The 16,570-nt window shown below is 72.2% G+C and carries 14 protein-coding genes; 8 read left to right on the top strand and 6 right to left on the bottom strand.

What is annotated here, in order from left to right; genetic code table 11:
* Positions 1-269 precede the first annotated feature (269 nt).
* On the top strand, positions 270-1,892 hold the full coding sequence (locus tag ABEA87_RS08540) for a right-handed parallel beta-helix repeat-containing protein (protein WP_345627679.1): 1,623 nt from the start codon (positions 270-272) through the stop codon (positions 1,890-1,892).
* Positions 1,893-2,083: 191 nt separating this feature from the next.
* Here ABEA87_RS08540 and ABEA87_RS08535 read toward each other — a convergent pair whose 3' ends face one another.
* Positions 2,084-6,829 (bottom strand): ATP-dependent helicase, encoded by a 4,746-nt coding sequence (locus ABEA87_RS08535; protein ID WP_345627678.1) that lies wholly within the window; start codon positions 6,827-6,829, stop codon positions 2,084-2,086.
* Positions 6,830-6,997: 168 nt separating this feature from the next.
* Here ABEA87_RS08535 and ABEA87_RS08530 point away from each other — a divergent pair, with 168 nt between their 5' ends.
* A complete protein-coding gene (locus tag ABEA87_RS08530) occupies positions 6,998-7,342 on the top strand; it encodes a hypothetical protein (RefSeq protein ID WP_345627676.1) in 345 nt (114 codons plus the stop codon).
* A gap of 33 nt (positions 7,343-7,375) precedes the next feature.
* On the opposite strand, the gene ABEA87_RS08525 is transcribed toward ABEA87_RS08530, so the two are convergent.
* Positions 7,376-7,906, bottom strand: coding sequence for a GNAT family N-acetyltransferase (locus ABEA87_RS08525; protein ID WP_345627674.1), 531 nt, complete (start codon positions 7,904-7,906; stop codon positions 7,376-7,378).
* A gap of 89 nt (positions 7,907-7,995) precedes the next feature.
* Here ABEA87_RS08525 and ABEA87_RS08520 point away from each other — a divergent pair, with 89 nt between their 5' ends.
* Positions 7,996-8,646, top strand: coding sequence for a response regulator transcription factor (locus ABEA87_RS08520; RefSeq protein WP_345627673.1), 651 nt, complete (start codon positions 7,996-7,998; stop codon positions 8,644-8,646).
* 9 nt (positions 8,647-8,655) lie between these two features.
* Here ABEA87_RS08520 and leuE read toward each other — a convergent pair whose 3' ends face one another.
* Entirely contained in the window at positions 8,656-9,372 is a 717-nt protein-coding gene (leuE, locus tag ABEA87_RS08515; protein WP_345627671.1) for a leucine efflux protein LeuE, read from the bottom strand.
* A gap of 65 nt (positions 9,373-9,437) precedes the next feature.
* Positions 9,438-10,673, bottom strand: a complete 1,236-nt coding sequence (locus ABEA87_RS08510; protein ID WP_345627670.1) for a bifunctional pyridoxamine 5'-phosphate oxidase family protein/GNAT family N-acetyltransferase — start codon at positions 10,671-10,673, stop codon at positions 9,438-9,440.
* A gap of 35 nt (positions 10,674-10,708) precedes the next feature.
* Here ABEA87_RS08510 and ABEA87_RS08505 point away from each other — a divergent pair, with 35 nt between their 5' ends.
* Positions 10,709-12,028 (top strand): aminotransferase class I/II-fold pyridoxal phosphate-dependent enzyme, encoded by a 1,320-nt coding sequence (locus tag ABEA87_RS08505; protein WP_345627668.1) that lies wholly within the window; start codon positions 10,709-10,711, stop codon positions 12,026-12,028.
* A gap of 76 nt (positions 12,029-12,104) precedes the next feature.
* Here ABEA87_RS08505 and ABEA87_RS08500 read toward each other — a convergent pair whose 3' ends face one another.
* Complete coding sequence (locus ABEA87_RS08500) at positions 12,105-12,398, bottom strand: hypothetical protein (RefSeq protein WP_345627666.1); 294 nt, start codon at positions 12,396-12,398, stop codon at positions 12,105-12,107.
* Positions 12,399-13,070: 672 nt separating this feature from the next.
* Here ABEA87_RS08500 and ABEA87_RS08495 point away from each other — a divergent pair.
* The 4 genes from ABEA87_RS08495 to ABEA87_RS08480 all read left to right on the top strand — a co-directional run bounded on the left by ABEA87_RS08495 (position 13,071) and on the right by ABEA87_RS08480 (position 15,711).
* Positions 13,071-13,445: a hypothetical protein gene (locus ABEA87_RS08495; protein ID WP_345627664.1), complete on the top strand. Its 375-nt coding sequence runs from the start codon at positions 13,071-13,073 to the stop codon at positions 13,443-13,445.
* A 13-nt stretch (positions 13,446-13,458) separates the two neighbouring features.
* Positions 13,459-13,683 carry a hypothetical protein gene (locus tag ABEA87_RS08490; protein WP_345627662.1) on the top strand — a complete coding sequence of 75 codons (225 nt, stop codon included), beginning with the start codon at positions 13,459-13,461 and terminating at the stop codon, positions 13,681-13,683.
* 72 nt (positions 13,684-13,755) lie between these two features.
* Positions 13,756-14,409: a UdgX family uracil-DNA binding protein gene (locus tag ABEA87_RS08485; RefSeq protein ID WP_345627660.1), complete on the top strand. Its 654-nt coding sequence runs from the start codon at positions 13,756-13,758 to the stop codon at positions 14,407-14,409.
* Between the two features lie 159 nt (positions 14,410-14,568).
* Complete coding sequence (locus ABEA87_RS08480; protein ID WP_345627658.1) at positions 14,569-15,711, top strand: acyl-CoA dehydrogenase family protein; 1,143 nt, start codon at positions 14,569-14,571, stop codon at positions 15,709-15,711.
* Between the two features lie 9 nt (positions 15,712-15,720).
* Here ABEA87_RS08480 and ABEA87_RS08475 read toward each other — a convergent pair whose 3' ends face one another.
* Positions 15,721-16,566 carry a bifunctional 5,10-methylenetetrahydrofolate dehydrogenase/5,10-methenyltetrahydrofolate cyclohydrolase gene (locus tag ABEA87_RS08475; RefSeq protein ID WP_345627656.1) on the bottom strand — a complete coding sequence of 282 codons (846 nt, stop codon included), beginning with the start codon at positions 16,564-16,566 and terminating at the stop codon, positions 15,721-15,723.
* Positions 16,567-16,570 lie beyond the last annotated feature (4 nt).

The raw sequence follows: 16,570 nt of genomic DNA, 5'->3' as shown, positions 1-16,570 counted from the left end.
TTTCCACTCTTATGTGTAGATTGCTCGTTTAGGCACCTATTGAGGTGAAAGCGATTCTATGGTGGCGACTAGGACAAACGCCCGTTTTGTGGCTGCAGCGTCGCCTGTATAGCGATGATGTGGCCGCGTCTGAACTGAAAGAAGGGCAGGCAGCATCTATGGCCGAGGAAGGAACTCGACTGCCGGACGCCGCCCCTCCGGCGGCACAACGAACGCGAAGGGCCAGGTGGCCGCTGGCCGGGGTCCTTGCCGGGGGTCTAATCGCGGGAATGACCGGGGTGGCCTTCGGCGCCCCCGGCACGCCCAACATGCAGCCGGTGACGCAGCCGTCGCCGGCGATCGCCAATCCGGTCTACAACGATCCGCAGCCGGTCACCGGCGGCGACGACGGGGCGGCGGACGACCCGGCACCGGGCCCATCGAGCAGCGGGGGGCCGGACGGTAGCGCGCCGGATGCCGCGCAGGCCCAGGGCTCCCGGCCCGATGCGGCTCCGGACGCCCGCCCCGACCCCGGCCCCGATGCCGGTCCGGCCCGGGGTGGTCAGGGTCAGCGCGGTGGTTCGGGTCAGCGCGGTGGTTCGGCGCCTGGTGGTACCGCGCCTGGTGGTACCGCGCCTGGTGGTACCGCGCCTGGTGGTACCGCGCCTGGTGGTACCGCGCCTGGTGGTACCGCGCCTGGTGGTACCGCGCCTGGTGGTACCGCGCCTGGTGGTACCGCGCCCGGTGGCACCACCACGGGCCCGACCACGTCGGTGGACTGTAACGCGGACGCGTTGATCTCGGCGCTGGTGTCGACCAACACCGGTGGCGGCGGCACCCTGTCGCTCGCCAACAACTGCACCTACACCCTGACTGCGGTATCGGCTCCGCCGGCCGCCCAGGTTGGGGACGGACTGCCGACCATCGTGCAGCCGGTCACGATCGTCGGTAACAACGCCACCATCGTGCGAGCGGCCAGCGCCACCGCGTTCCGCATCTTCGATGTGGGTAACGGCGGCAGCCTGACGCTGCAGAACCTGACCGTCTCCGGCGGTCTGGACAGTTCTGCGTCCGCCGGTGGTGCCGGGATCCGAGTTCAGGCGGGCGGCAACGCCAACCTGAGCCACATCACGGTACGGGGCAACCAGTCGGTCGCGGGCGGGGGCGGCGGCATCGACAACGCCGGCGTTGTCGTGCTCGCCGACAGCGTGGTCACCGGCAACACCGCCGCCGGCGACGGAGGAGGGGCCCGCAACAACGGATTCCTCGGCGTCGACGACTCCACGCTCAGCGGCAACACCGGGGCGCGGGGTGGGGCGGTCTTCAGCAACGGTGGGCTCGAGCTCATCGACAGCACGCTGAGCCACAACCACGCCTCCCAGCAGGGTGGCGCGGTGTTCCTGAACAACCTGGCGGGTACCACGACCGTCAACCACAGCACCATCAGCGACAACAACGCCGCGTCCAACGGCGGTGGCATCTTCAGCCAGGGCATCCTGTCCCTGCGGGGCAACAGCACGGTGAGCGGCAACTACACCGGCGGCAACGGCGGCGGCGTCTTCGTCTCCGGCGGCTCGGCCACGACGGTCGAGGACAGCAAGATCACTGGTAACACCAGCCTGGGCGACGGCAGCGGGCTGTTCAACTCGGGGTCCGACGTGGTCCTGCGGCGTGGCGAGATTAGCGACAACAACGCGATCGGTAGGGACGCGCAGGGTGGCCTCGCTTCCGTGTCCGGCGGCACCGTTGCCCTGTTCTCGACCCACATCGAGAACAACAGCTCGACCGCGGGGCCGGGCGGGCTCTTCGCCCAGAACAGCCCCATCACGGTGGACCCCGCGTCGGTCATCGTGGGGAACCGGCCGGGCAACTGCGCCGGCGGCACCACCACGGTGCCCAACTGCTTCGGCTGAACCTCGGCCCGGCAGATGGGGTAACCCGACAACTCAAGAGCAGGGGCTCCGCCCCGGACCCGATGAACCAGATCGGGTCCGGGGCGGACCCGCGCCCGCCCCGGATCGACCATTGCCCCCGCGGCCGACCTCTGTTTCCGCAGGGTCTGCTTCCGCCGGCCGATTGCCCGACCGCCGGCGGGCGGCCCGGGTCAGCCGCGCAGCCTCAGGCCCCGGGGCGTGGCCCGGAAGCCCGCGCCGGCCAGCGCCTCCCGCAGCGGGGTCGCGTGTACCGGTGCGCCGTCCGCGCGCTCCACCGACATCTGCCCCAGCGCCCCGCCGTGTACGGCGTCGGCCAACGCCTTGGCGGCGAGCGCCAGCGTCTCCTGCTCGTCGCTGTAGGACAGCAGCGTCCGTCCGCCCCGCTCGACGTAGAGCACCAGCTCTCCGCCGACGAGCACGGTCAGCGCGCCCGCCTTGCGCCCGGGCCGGTGCCCGGTCGGCTCGGGATCGCCGGCGTCCACCACGCGCTCGGGCCAGGGCAGCGCGGCACCGTACGGGTTGGCCGGGTCGGTGGCGGCCAGCACGGTGCACCGGTTGCCCTCGGTCGGCGAGCGCAGCCGGTCGACCGCGCCCGGCACGGCGAACTGCGCCGCGCCCAGGCCCTCCACGAAGTACCCGCGGCGCACCGCCCCGCGCTCCTCCAGCGCGGCGAGTACCGGGTACACCCGGGCGAACCCGCCCTCGACGCCCTCGGCCATCACGGCGCCCCGAGTCACCACGCCGTGCCGCTCAAGCAGCGCGTCGCCGAGCGCCGCGACGCGCCGGGTTGGGTCGGGATCACGCCCGGGCAGCCTGTACCACCGCCCCGCGGCGGTGGGCGGCCCGGACCGTGCCACGGCCAGTGACCCGCCGGCCCGTGAGCCGCCGCTCAGTGGCCCGCCGGGCCGGCCCGGCCGCCGGTACCGGCTGCGGCCCGCGGCCGGCCGGCCCCGGTGCGCCCCCGAGCCGGACAGCGCGGCGCGCAGCGGAGCCAGGGTGTCGCCGGACACCAGCCCGGCCCAGACCAGATCCCAGAGCGCGGCCAGCAACTCGGCATCGGTCGGCGCCGCGCCGCCATCGGCCACCGCCCCGTCGCCGGCCGCGCCAACCGCACCGGCGCCGGTGGCCGGGCCGGAGGGCTGCCCGGCCCCGCTCGCCGCCACCCGGTCGGCCAGCGCCCGGAAGAACAGGGCGCCCCCGCCGTCGAGGGCGGCCAGGATGGCGTCGTGCAGCGGGGTCGGCGTGAAGCTCGGTGCCGGCTCGGGCAGCAGCAGCGGCGCGGCGTCGGCGAAGGCCAGGCTGATCCAGCCGTCTCCGCCGGCGATCGCGCCCGTGCCTGCCCAGACCACCTCGCCGGAAGCGCACAGCTCGTCGAGGTGGGCCGGCGAGTAGTCGGCGACCCGGGCCGGCAGCACCAGCCGTTCCAGGGCCGAGGCGGGCAGCGCGAGGCCCTGCAGTCCCTCGATGGCGGCGGCCGTTGCCTCCACGCCCCGGGCCGAGGAGCCGACGTGCTGCCAGGCCGGCAGGAAGCGGGCCAGCGCGGCCGGCGGTACCGGCTCGATCTCCTTGCGTAGCGCGGCCAGCGACCGGCGGCGCAGCATGCGCAGGACCTGCGTGTCGCACCACTCGCTGCCCGCCCCGCTCGGGGTGAACTCGCCGGACGCGACGCGCCCGGTCGCCGCGAGCCGGCGCAGCGCCTGCTCGACCACGAACACGCCGAGCCCGAACCGCGCCGCACAGGTCGCCGCCGCGAACGGGCCGCGGGTGCGCGCGTACCGGGCGACGAGGTCGCCGAGCGGGTCCGGGCCGGCCTCGACGAACGCGGCGGCGAGCCCGACCGGCAGGGCCACCCCCAGCGCGTCGCGGACCCGTCCCGCGTCCTCGACCGCCAGCCAGCGTTCCTGCCCGGCGATCCGGACCCGGATGGCCCGGCGGGCCCGTTCCAGCTCCTCCAGCCAGGCCGGCTCCACGCCCCGTTCCTGGGCCTCCACTGTGGACAGATCCCCGAGTAGGCGCAGGATTTCGGCGGCGTCCTCCGCATCGCGTGGCCGGCGGTCCTCCGTCAGCCACTGCAGCCGGCGCTCGGTCTCGGCGACCACCGCCGGGTCCAGCAGTTCGCGCAGGTCGACCCGGCCGAGTAGCTCGCCCAGCAGGGTGGAGTCCAGGGCCAGCGCCGCGGCCCGCCGCTCGGCCAGCGGCGCGTCGCCCTCGTAGACGAAGGCGCCGACATAGCCGAACAGCAGCGACCGCGCGAACGGCGACGGGCTGGACGTCTCCACCTCGACGATCCGGACCTTCCGCGCGGCGAGGTCGCGCATCAGGCCGACCAGGCCCGGAACGTCGAACACGTCCTGCAGGCACTCGCGGGCCGCCTCCAGCGTGATCGGGAAGTCGGCGTACTCGCGGGCCACGTCGAGCAGCTGAGCCGAACGCTGCCGCTGCTGCCACAGCGGGCTGCGCCGGCGCGGGTCGCGGCGGGGCAACAGCAGCGCCCGGGCCGCGCACTCCCGGAACCTGGCGGCGAACAGCGCGGAGGTGCCCACGGTCTCCTCGACGATCGAGGCCATCTCCTCCGGATCGAACGCGACCAGGTCGGCGCCGGGCGGCTCGTCCGCGATGTCGGGCAGCCGGATCACGATGCCATCGTCCGACGGCAGCACCTGTGCGTCGAACCCGTACCGCTCGGTCAGCCGGCGGCCGATCGCCAGCCCCCAGGGCGAGTTGACCCGCGCTCCGAGTACACAGTGGACGGTCAGGCGCCAGTCGCCCAGCTCGTCCCGGAACCGCTCCACGACCACCGTGCGGTCATCGGGCAGCGAACGGGTCGCCTCCCGCTGCTCGGTCACATAGGACAGCAGGTTGTCCACCGCCCACTCGTCCAGCCCGGCCTCGGCCAGCGACGACCGGGCGTCGTCCGGGGCGGCCTTGACCAGACCGCGCAGCCGGGCGCCGATGGCCCGGCCCAGCTCCACCGGTCGGCCGAGCGTGTCGCCCTTCCAGAACGGCATCCGGGCCGGCGCGCCCGGCGCGGGGGAGACCAGCACCCGATCGGGGGTGATCTCCTCGATCCGCCAGGAGGTCGAGCCGAGCAGGAAGACGTCCCCGACCCGGGACTCGTACACCATCTCCTCGTCGAGCTCGCCGACCCTGGCGGCCCGCTCGGCGCCGACCAGGAACACGCCGAACAGTCCCCGGTCCGGGATGGTGCCTCCGCTGGTCACCGCGAGCCGCTGTGCCCCGGGGCGGCCCGTGAGCAGGTCGGTGTGCCGGTCCCAGACCAGCCGCGGGCGTAGCTCGGCGAAGGCGGTCGACGGGTACCGGCCGGCCAGCATGTCCAGCGTCGCCTCCAGCGCCGAGGCGGGCAGCTCGGCGAACGGCGCGCTGCGCCGGATCAGCGCGGCGAGGTCGGCTACGTGCCACGGGTCCATCGCGACCATCGCGACGACCTGCTGGGCGAGCACGTCGAGGGGATTGCGTGGGTACCGCAGCTCCTCGATCGCGCCCTCGGACATCCGCTCGGCGACGACCGCGCAGGACACCAGGTCGCCGCGGTGCTTGGGGAACACCACGCCCCGCGACACGGCGCCCACCTGGTGCCCCGCCCGGCCGATGCGCTGCAGCCCGGCGGCCACGCTCGGCGGCGCCTCGACCTGCACGACCAGGTCCACCGCGCCCATGTCGATGCCCAGTTCGAGGCTGCTGGTGGCGACGACCGCGGGCAGGCGGCCGGATTTCAGCAACTCCTCGATGTGCTTGCGCTCCTCCTTCGACATCGAGCCGTGGTGCGCCCGGGCCACCACCCGCGCGCTGCCGTCGGACCCGGCCGAACTCACGGCGACCGAACCAGCGGAGGCCGAACCAGCGGTGGCCGGGCCCAAGCCGGTCGGGTCCGCCCGGAGTTGCTCGCCGGCCGGGCCCACCCCGAGCCCCACTCCGGACTGGGCGATGATCTCGGACGGCATCCGCGAGCCGGTCGGCTCGACCTCGACCCCCGCGCGCTCCAGCGCCAGCTCGTTGAGGCGCGCGCACAGCCGCTCGGCGGCGCGCCGGGCGTTGACGAAGACGATGGTCGAGCGGTGCGCCTGGATCAGGTCGAGCACCCGCTCCTCGACGGCCGGCCAGATTGAGGCGCGGGGCCGGTCGCCATCGGGAGCCGGGTCGTTGGGCGAGCGAGGGCCGCCGGCCAGGTTGGTCATGTCCTCGACCGGCACCTGCACGGTGACCTCGATGGTCTTCGCCGAGCGTGGCGCGACGATGTCCACCGGCGCCGCACCGCCGAGGAACCGCGCTGTCTCGTCGACCGGCCGGACCGTCGCGGACAGCCCGATGCGCTGGGCGGGCCGGGGCAGCAGCGCGTCCAGCCGCTCCAGCGACAGCGCCAGGTGCGCGCCGCGCTTCGTGCCGCAGACCGCGTGCACCTCGTCGACGATCACCGTCTCCACGCTGGCCAGCGACTCCCGTGCCGACGAGGTGAGCAACAGGAACAGCGACTCGGGAGTGGTGATCAGGATGTCCGGCGGGTGCTTGACGAAGGCGCGGCGCTCGTCGGCCGGGGTGTCGCCGGTGCGCATGCCGACGGTGATGTCCGGCGGTTCGAGCCCGAGGCGGTGGGCCGCCTGCCGGATGCCGGTGAGCGGGGTGCGCAGGTTGCGCTCGACGTCCACCGCGAGCGCCTTGAGCGGACTGATGTAGAGCACCCGGCAGCGTTGCGTCGGGTCCTCCGGCGGCGGCGTGGTGGCGAGCCGGTCGAGCGACCACAGGAAAGCGGCGAGCGTCTTGCCCGATCCGGTCGGCGCGACCACCAGCGCGTTGTGTCCGGCGCTGATCGCGCGCCAGGCACCGGCCTGCGCAGCCGTCGGACCGGCGAACGCGGACTGGAACCACGCGCTCGTCGTCGGCCCGAATTCGTTGAACACGGGTCAATACTCTCTCGCGGGTACGACAGGCCGGCCCGCGTCCGCTTAATGGCGGAATCTTCCGTGTGTACGCCGCTTCAGACTTGCCGTCATATCCGGCAATCAAGTAGGTTCGACGCACCGGCGACGAAGAGTGACGTAATCGTCACCGTACGGAAGGTATCCCCAGTGATCAGGGCATCGCGCGGATCGCGGCATGAAACGGACGTACTGCTCCGTCAACTCGACGGGAACCTCGCCGGCCTTCGGGCGGCACGAGGACCCGGCGACGTCATGCTGGCCGAGCGGATCACCGAGGTGCTGGGCGGCCTCGTCACCGAGACGATGCGGGCGAGCGCCGCCGACCGCGCCAAGGTCCGGGCCGCCGTGCACTACTTCGTACTGCGTCGGGACGGGCGCGGCGAGCGGGGCGCGGTGCGGACGCTCACCGAGGACGCCCGGGTGGTCAACGAGATCCTGGCCGCCCTCAACCGGCAGGACCTGCTGATCCGGCTGGCCCCGGAGCCCGCGTAGCGGGTGGGATTCGTCGGGATCGCGAACCGGACATCACAGCGGCGAGGGGTCGTCGCGCAGCCGGCTGTAGAGGTACCCGTCGCGCCACTGGCCCGCCCGGAACTCGCATGCCCGCACGACGCCCTCCAACTGGAAGCCGGCCTTGGTCAGCGACCGCTGCTCGGCGACGTTCTCCGGCTGGGTACCGGCCTGGACGCGCTGGGCCGGCGTGTGGCTGAACAGGTAGTCGCACAGCATCGCCTGCGCCCGCCAGCCGATGCCGAGCCCGCGCCAGTCGGGCAGCAGCGCGATCCCGATCTCCCAGTACCTGGCCGCCCCGCCGTACACCCCGGACATGTAGCTGACGAACCCGGCGACCGCCCGGTCCCGTTCGACCTCGACGATCAGCCGGCCGTTGTCCTCGCCGAGGTACCCGTCGGTGGCGAACCGGCGCGCCGGCCCCTGCGCGTCCCGGAAACCGAACCAGTCGCGGCCGATGAGGAACGGCTCCGTGAGGAACCGCCGGAACATGGCCAGATCGTCTTCGATCACCGGCCGTAGCCGGATGGGGTTGTCGTGGTCCATCCCGGCACACTATCGATGATCACCGGTCCGCTCGGTCCGCCGGAGGGGTGGGCCGGGCAGGACCGGCCAGCGAGTGCAAGGATTTCGGCATGACAATCCGGGTGGTCGTCGCCGACGACCAGACAGCGGTACGCGAAGGGCTCGCGCTGCTGCTTGACCTGCTCGACGACGTGACGGTGGTCGGCGCGGCGGCGGATGGGGAAGAGGCGATCGCGCTGGTCAACGAGCGTGGCGCCGATGTCGTGCTGATGGATCTGCGGATGCCCCGCTGCGACGGGCCCACCGCCACCGCCCGCATCCGCGCCGAGCACCCGGAGACGCAGATCGTCGTGCTGACCACGTACGCGGAGGACGCCGACATCCTGGCCGCCCTGCGTGCCGGGGCCCTCGGGTACCTGACGAAGGACGCCGGCCGGGCGCAGATCGCGGCGGCGGTCCGGGCGGCGGCCGGCGGCCAGTCGGTACTGGATCCCCAGGTGCAGCAGCGGCTGCTCGCGGCGGCCAGCGGTGCCGGGCCGGCCGCGGAGGGCGCACTGCCGGACGGCCTGACCGCGCGCGAGGGCGACGTCCTGCGCCTGATCGCGGGCGGCCTGTCCAACCGGGAGATCGCCGCCAAACTCTTCGTCAGCGAGGCCACCGTCAAGTCGCACATCAACCGGCTGTTCGCGAAGACCGGGGTACGCGACCGGGCGCAGGCCGTGCAGTACGCCTACCGGCACGGCCTGACCGACGGTTCGTAGCCCGGCGAGCTACCCGAGCGACCCGGTGGCGAGCTTGATCGCGAAGCCGACGAAGACCGCGCCGACGCCGGCGGCGAGCGCTCCGGACAGCCGCCTGCGGCGGCGGAACCAGGCCGACAGGTAGCTGCCGGTGAAGATCAGCGTCGTCAGGTACGCGGCGCTGATCACCTCCAGGATCACGCCCAGCACCAGGAACGACAGCCACGGGTGGGAGTATCCGGGCCGGACGAACTGGCTGAAGAAGGAGATGAAGAACAGGATCGCCTTCGGGTTGAGCAGGCTGACCACCAGCGACTTGCGGAACGGGCTGCGGGCCGTCGACCCGGCACCCACTCCGTCCGGCCGGTTCTCAGCGGGGTCGGCCCGGTCCGATGCCATCTCGTCCGATACCGCCCCGTCCGGTGACGTCCGGCCTGGTGCCGCGGCGCGCCGGCCGCGCCAGGCCCGGCGCAGCATGGTCAGCCCTATCCAGCACAGGTACCCGGCGCCGGCGTACTTCACCAGCAGGAACAGCGTCGGCTGCGCCCGCAGCAGCGAGGCGACCCCGGCCGCGGACAGCGTCATGAGCAGCGCGTCGCCGAGGAACACCCCGGACGCCCCGGCGTACCCGCTGCGAATCCCCGACCGCGCCGCGGTGGACAGCACGTACATCGAGTTCGGCCCGGGTAACAGGACGATCGCGACCGTACCGAGGAGATACGCCCAGATATTGGTGACACCGAACACGTCCCATCCTCCTTCCGAGCTACGCCCGACACGCATCGGTCGAAGCCGGCGACCCGGGGCGCGTGCTACCCCCGGGAAAGCCGCTCGACCAGCCGCTTCTTGGCCAATGGCCACTCGTCCACTGTCATCCCGTAGAACACCGAATCCCGCCAGGTGCCGTCTGCCCGCCGCTTGTGCCGGCGCAGCACGCCCTCCCGGGTCGCGCCCAACCGCTCGATGGCGGCCTGTGAGCGCGAGTTGAGGATGTCGGTCTGCCACTCCACCCGTACCGCGCCCAGGTCCTCGAAGGCCCGGGTCATCAGCAGGAGCTTGGCCTCGGTGTTGACGCCGGTGCGTCGCCACCGCTGGCCCAGCTGCGTCGAGCCTATGTGAACCCCCCGGTTGATCTCATCCGCGGGGGCGTAGGACGTGGTGCCGATCACTTCGCCGGTGCCCGGATGCCGCTGGACCCACGGCACCCGGCGGCCGTCCGCGGCCTCGCTCAGCAGGCGGGCCACCGTCGCGGCCATCTCCGCAGGTGAGGTCGGCCTGGGCTGCGGAATGTAGCGGTGTGCTTCGTCGTCGTCGAGCGCCTCGAACAGCGCCTGGGCGTGGCACGGGTCCAGCGGTTCGAGGATCACGTGCCGGCCGGCCATGGTGACCGGTTCGAGCCAGGGCGAGCGGGCGGGGCGCAGGTACCCGGGGACCGGCACGGCGACGTCGTCGCCCGGCACCGGTACGCCGGCGGTCGAGCGCAGCGGGACGATCCCCGCCCAGTACGGCAGCCCGAGATCGTCGGGGTCGTCCGCCGGCCCACCCGCCCGAACCTTCACCGAGACCTCGGACAGCGACAGCGCCAGCACGCCGGTGGCGGCCAGTTCGCGGGGGGTGGGCGGGCGGCTGTCCGCCGAGCGCCCGTTGGCGATCTTGTCTACCAGTGCGGTCATCGCCCGGGACTTCTCGTCGGGGTCGGTGACCGGCCGCGCGGTGCCGTAGCAGACCACCGACCGGTAGTTGGCGCTGTGGTGAAACTGCGAGCGGCCGAAGACCAGCGCGTCGAGCTGGGTCACGGTGACGCACACCGGGCCGCCGTCGCGCAGTGCGAGCAGCGGCCCGCTGCCGGTGGAGCCGTGCACGTACAGGGTGTCGTCGACGCGGGCGAACAGGGTGGGCAGCACCCGGGGCAGGCCGTCGCCGATCAGGCCGAGATGGCAGACGTACGCCTCGTCGAGGATCGCGTGCGCGAGGTCGCGCCGGTAGGAGACCCGGTCCGGGTACCGGGTCGGGGTGATGCGTGCGGTCACCGAGTAGTCCGTTCCCATCGGTGGCTCCTTTGTTCTGGTACAATCCCTGAACTGTGGCGGTACGTTATCAGATTGAGGGTGCTACAGCCGCGGCTATTTCCGGCAGCATCGAGTCGGGTGTGCGCCGCGGAGCCCTGGCGGCGGGGCAGAGCCTGCCTCCGGTCAGGGAGCTGGCCGGCACCCTCGGCGTCAGCGCCGGCACGGTCGCCTCGGCATACCAGGCGCTGCGGCAGCGGGGGATCGTGGAGACCGCCGGGCGCAACGGCACCCGGATCCGGCCCCGGCCTCCGGTGGCGCCGACCCGTAGCGTGCGCCGGCTGCCCGTACCGCCGGGTGTGCTCGACCTGTCGGCCGGCGAGCCCGACGCCCGGCTGCTGCCCCGGGTACCCCGCCCGGAGCCGGCCGCCCCGCACGGGTACGGCGACGACAGCCCGATCCCGGAGTTGGCCGAGCTGATCGTCGCCAGGCTGGAGTCCGACGGCGTACCGGTGCCCGCGCTGACCGTTACCGGCGGTGCCCTGGACGGCATGGACAGGCTGCTCGCCGCGCATCTGCGACCCGGTGACCGGGTGGGCGTCGAGGATCCGGGCTGGTCCAGCCTGCTCGATCTGGTCGCCGCTCAGGGGCTGACGCCGGTGCCGATCCCGGTCGATGAGCAGGGGCCGTCCCCCGACGGGCTGGTCGCGGCGCTGTCCGCCGGCATCGACGCGCTGGTGGTGACCGCCCGCGCGCACAACCCGACCGGCGCGACGGTGACCCGGGGCAGGGCCGCTGCGCTGCGCACCCTGCTGCGCCGGCACCCCGACCTGCTGCTGATCGAGGACGATCACGCCGCGGAGCTGTCCATGCTGTCCCTGCACCCGCTGGCCGGCACGACCGGGCGGTGGGCGTTCCTGCGTTCGGTGTCCAAGCCGTACGGGCCGGATCTGCGGCTGGCCGCGCTGGCTGGCGATGAGGCGACGGTGGCCAGGGTCGAGGGCCGGATGCGCGTCGGCGGCGGCTGGGTGTCCAGCATCCTGCAGCGGATCGTGGCGCGGCTGTGGCGGGACGAGGCCGTGACCGCCCAGATCGACCGGGCGCGGGACTCCTACGCGTCCCGGCGGGCCGGGCTGCGCTCGGCGCTGGCGGCGCGCGGGCTGGTCGCGGCCGGCGAGAGCGGGCTGAATGTCTGGCTGCCGGTGCCGGACGAGACGGTGGCGGTGGGCCGGCTGCGCGACGCGGGGTACGCGGTCGCCCCGGGCTCGCTGTTCCGCCTGGCCACCCCGCCGGCGATCCGGATCACGGTCAGCCCACTGTCCATGAAGGACATCGAGCCGTTGGCGGACGCGATGCTGGACGCGGTGCGCGGCGCGGCGCACGGGTACCGCGTGTGAGCCACGGGCGCGCACGCGTCTCGACGGCGTTGGCGACGCGCGCCGGCGAGAGTGGCGGCAGGTCGCGGTCCGGCACTCAGCCGATGAACTGCAGGACCCGCACCTCTCCGTTGGGCAGTTGGACCCGCAGCGTGCGGCCGTCCCCTTCCTCGATCAGCTCGAGGATGGTCTCGTACGCCATGACGGCCATGTTGAGGACATCGGTCCGGGAATCGCCGGTCTTCTCCGCGATGCGCTCGAGTGAGGCGGCGGCCCGCGGAGTGAAGTTGGCGGTGACCCGCGTCAGCGATCCCCCGGTGTGAGCCGGGCTGGCCGCAGGCGGAGTCGGCGGTTGGCCGGAGGCGCGGCGCTTCGCACTGTCGGGTTCCATTTTTTCAGTGTCCCCCTGTGTGTTTCCAGCAACCGTATGTAGCAGACTCATGTAGTCCGATCTCCTGATCTCGGTCGAGGGGTTGCGACGAGGGCGGCGTTACCGGGGCATCGGTGCGCCGCCCGCCTTATTGATGGCGCCGATCACTCATTGCGTTCGTCTCCTCTCGTACGGCTCATGATGCCATATCGAGTATTGATCGGGTAACTGGAGCACCACATTCTGTTCCCATAATGCGCTCATGTCAGTCGCTCATTCCGCGCTCCGATGTGTGACGAACGCTCTTACGGTAGTCGTGCAAACGTCACAAGTCCACGCGTCGCCCGCCCCTATCGTTGCTGGTGAGGGGCCTACAGCGGGTCGGGAAGCCGTGGCGCCGGGCCGGATGATCACTGTCCGTACTGTCGGGTAACTAACGCTGCGTTGCTAGATCACCGATGCGGCGTACCCTGGCGGGGCGTGATCGGGATGCCCAGCGAGCGCGGCGGCCACGCATTGTCGCCGGTCAGGCATGCTCGCGTGATCAGAGTCTTATGACCGCGAACGTGTGCGTCTTATTGTAATTTCTAGTGACGGATCAGTGCGTGAAAGTTGAGTGACCTAGGTTAATATCGACGGTGCGTGACTGCCGGGCGGAGTGGTCGCCGTACGGAAACGGGTGGGGGACGAGGCATGGCAAGCTCCGCGGAGAGTGCGGCTCCCGATGTCGCGGACTCGATCGACGAGTCCGCGGTGGAGCCCTCGCCGAGGGTCTACGGGCCACCGCTGGTGCCCGATCGCATGCGGTTTCAGGTCACCGTTCCCCCCGTGTCGATCGAGACCGAGGTGCACGTCAACGGCGGGCTGCACGCGGCGACGAACTACGCGGTGGTCTGCGGGGTCGCCCTGGCGGTCGGGGTGGTCGCGTTTCTCCTCTGCTCCCTGGCCGGCGCGAGCGGCTGGATAGTGCTCGGCGTCGCCCCCGGTGCGTTCATCCTGGTCCTGATCCTCGGCCTGGCCGCTACCGGGCCGAGGCGCGAGTCATCCGCTGCGCCCACAATTCGATAGCGAGGAGAGCGACGTGGAGCGGTATCTGGAGTTCCCCATCGGTCGGCTCTGGCGGCTGACCGTGCGCAAGCAGGACGTCCGCAATGAATACATCGTTCCCGACGTGCACCTGGCCGACCTCATCAACAGCGTGGCCTGGGACCGGGGCGTCCAGGATCTGCACTGTGTGCCGTACGACTGCAGCGCGCACGACGGGGTCTGGATGACCTCGCGGGCGGTCGTCGAGGCGGCGGTGTAGCTCGCCGGCCCGCGCCCGCGGGCGTTCCGGCCGCGCCGTGCTAAACCCCGAAGGATCGGGTACACCTTCGGTATGTCCGACATGGCTTCCTTCGTACCGGCCGGTGCCGACCTCGACGAACTTCGCGAGGAGGCGCGCTCCTGCCGGGGCTGCGACCTGTGGCGGGACGCCACCCAGACGGTGTTCGGGAAGGGTGGTTCCCGGGCCCGGGTGGTGCTGGTCGGCGAGCAGCCCGGCGACGTCGAGGACCGGCGTGGCGAGCCGTTCGTCGGGCCGGCCGGGGTACTGCTGCGCCGCGCGGTCGGCGACGTCGGCCTGCAGCCGAAGGACCTCTACATCACGAATGCCGTGAAGCACTTCAAGTTCCGGCAGGCGGCCACCGGCAAGCGCCGCATCCACCAGACTCCGGACCGGGTCGAGATCGTCGCGTGCCGCCCGTGGCTGCTTGCGGAGTTCGCCCAGCTGGCGCCGCGCTTCGTGATCGCCCTGGGCGCGACGGCCGGCCAGGCGCTGCTCGGCCCGTCGTTCCGGGTCACCCGATCGCGCGGGAGGCTGATGCCGTGGCCGGAGTCGGCCTACCACCCGGAGGACTACGCGCAGCCCGGCGGGTCGGCCCAGGTGATGGCGACGCTGCACCCGTCGGCGATCCTGCGCGCGGACGACCGGGACGCGGCGTACGCGGGCTTCGTCAAGGACCTCAAAGTGGTCGCGGACGCGCTGACCTGACCAGGCGCCCGCGCTCATCCACGCGGTACGAGTCGGACATCGCGGCGATGTCCAGGGATGAGGCCGTGGCGCGGCTGGCCAGGTATTGGACCGAAGGAACCTGACCGGTCGGTTGTCGAGCGGGGCGCGTCGATGGCGAATCTGACAGACTCGGTTGCCATGGAGCAGCATCTGTACGAGCCGGTCCATGAGGAGTTCCGGGAACTGTGCCGGACGTTCCTGGCCCGCGAGGCCGTGCCGCACCACGCCGCCTGGGAGAAGGCCGGCCTGGTCGATCGCGCGGTCTGGCGCAAGGCCGGCGCGGCCGGTCTGCTCGGCCCGGACGTGCCCGAGGAGTACGGCGGTGGCGGCCAGCGCGACTTCCGGTTCAACGCGGTACTCGTCGAGGAGATGTGCGCCGCCGGCACCAGCGGCCTGGGTTTCGGGCTGCACAACGACATAGTGGCGCCCTACCTCACCGAGTTGACCACCGACGAGCAGCGCAAGCGCTGGCTGCCCGGGTTCTGCTCAGGGCAGGCCATCACGGCCATCGCGATGTCCGAACCGGGCGCGGGCTCCGATCTGGCAGGGGTGCGCACCTCGGCCGTGCGCGACGGCTCCGACTATGTCCTCAATGGGCAGAAGACCTTCATCACCAACGGCGAGCTCGCCGATCTCGTGATCGTGGTCGCTCGTACCGATCCGGAGGCCGGCGCGCACGGGCTGTCGCTGTTCGGGGTGGAGCGCGGTACGCCCGGGTTCGAGCGCGGCCGGCGGCTGGACAAGGTGGGGCTGTCGGCCAACGACACGGCTGAGCTGTTCTTCGCCGACTGCCGGGTGCCCGCGACCAACCTGATCGGCGCGGAGAACCAGGGCTTCTACCACCTGACGGCAAACCTGCCCCGGGAACGGCTGAGCATCGCCGTCGCCGCGGTCGCGGGCGCCGAGCACATCCTCGGCGTCACGCTGGACTACGCGCGTACCCGCGAGGCGTTCGGCCGCCCGATCGGGACGTTCCAGCACAACCGGTTCCTGCTCGCGGAGTTGGCCACCGAGGTGACGATCGCCCGCACGTTCCTGAACCACTGCGTGACGGAGTACAACGCGGGCCGGCTGACCATCGCGGACGCGGCGATGGCGAAGTGGTGGACGACCGAACTGCAGACCAAGGTCGCCGACCGCTGCGTGCAGCTGCACGGCGGGTACGGCTACATGCGGGAGTACCCGGTGGCCAAGGCCTGGCTGGACAGCCGGGTGCAGACCATCTACGGCGGCACCACCGAGATCATGAAAGAGATCGTCGGCCGTTCGCTGGGCCTCTAGGGCTCGGCGTCAGGCGCGGCGGCGCTCCGCCACGGTCACCACATGGCTCATCAGCAGCATGGTGGTGACCGGGCCGACCCCGCCGGGCACCGGCGTGATGGCGCCCGCCACCTCCGCCACCGCCGCGGTGTCCACGTCGCCCACCAGCCCGCCGTCCGGCGTCGCGTTGGTACCCACGTCGATGACCACCGCGCCCGGCTTCACGTAGTCGGCGGTGACCATCTGGGCCCGGCCCACCGCGGCCACCAGGACGTCCGCCTCCTTCGCCACCGCCGGCAGGTCGGCGGTGCGGGAGTGGCACACGGTTACGGTCGCGTGCTCGGCGAGCAGCATCAGCGCCGCCGGCTTGCCGACCACGTTGGAACGGCCGATGACCACCGCTCGGCGGCCGGCCAGCGGGGTGTCCTCGTGCTTCAAGATCTTGAGTACCGCGGCGGCCGTCGCCGGCGGGAACGCGTCCGCCGAACCGGAGGCCAGCAGTCCCAGCGATACCGGGTTGGCCCCGTCCACGTCGACCTCGGGCGGGATCGCGCTCCCGACGTCCTCCAGGCGCAGCCCGGCGGGCAGCGGGGTCTGGCACATGACACCGTGCACCTCGGGGTCGGCGCCGGCGCGGGCCAGCGCGTCCCGGATCGTGGCGGCGTCGGCGTCGGTGGGCAGTTCGACGGTGCGGGCCTGAATGCCCAGCTTTCCGGCGGCGCGTACCAGCGATCGCACGTACCACGCGGAGCCCTCGTCCTCGGTGGCCACCACGATGACCAGCCCCGGTACGACACCGGCCTCGCCCAGCGCGGCGATCCGCCCGGTCAGCTCGCCGCGCAGCTCCTCGGCGATCTTCTTGCCGTCGATCAACATGCTT

Origin of the sequence: Rugosimonospora acidiphila, assembly GCF_039543385.1 — a bacterium.
Classification (GTDB): Bacteria; Actinomycetota; Actinomycetes; order Mycobacteriales; family Micromonosporaceae; genus Rugosimonospora; species Rugosimonospora acidiphila.
The sequence above is the reverse complement of the archived record's forward strand: the minus strand, read 5'-3'. Positions and strand labels throughout refer to the sequence as shown.

Excerpts from the sequence above, each read along its gene's own strand:
- ABEA87_RS08495 (WP_345627664.1), top strand. The coding sequence starts at position 13,071 with ATGGCAAGCTCCGCGGAGAGTGCGGCTCCCGATGTCGCGGACTCGATC.
- ABEA87_RS08500 (WP_345627666.1), bottom strand. The coding sequence starts at position 12,398 with ATGGAACCCGACAGTGCGAAGCGCCGCGCCTCCGGCCAACCGCCGACT.
- ABEA87_RS08540 (WP_345627679.1), top strand. The coding sequence starts at position 270 with ATGACCGGGGTGGCCTTCGGCGCCCCCGGCACGCCCAACATGCAGCCG.
- ABEA87_RS08480 (WP_345627658.1), top strand. The coding sequence starts at position 14,569 with ATGGAGCAGCATCTGTACGAGCCGGTCCATGAGGAGTTCCGGGAACTG.
- ABEA87_RS08520 (WP_345627673.1), top strand. The coding sequence starts at position 7,996 with ATGACAATCCGGGTGGTCGTCGCCGACGACCAGACAGCGGTACGCGAA.
- ABEA87_RS08485 (WP_345627660.1), top strand. The coding sequence starts at position 13,756 with ATGTCCGACATGGCTTCCTTCGTACCGGCCGGTGCCGACCTCGACGAA.
- ABEA87_RS08475 (WP_345627656.1), bottom strand. The coding sequence starts at position 16,566 with ATGTTGATCGACGGCAAGAAGATCGCCGAGGAGCTGCGCGGCGAGCTG.
- ABEA87_RS08525 (WP_345627674.1), bottom strand. The coding sequence starts at position 7,906 with ATGGACCACGACAACCCCATCCGGCTACGGCCGGTGATCGAAGACGAT.
- ABEA87_RS08510 (WP_345627670.1), bottom strand. The coding sequence starts at position 10,673 with ATGGGAACGGACTACTCGGTGACCGCACGCATCACCCCGACCCGGTAC.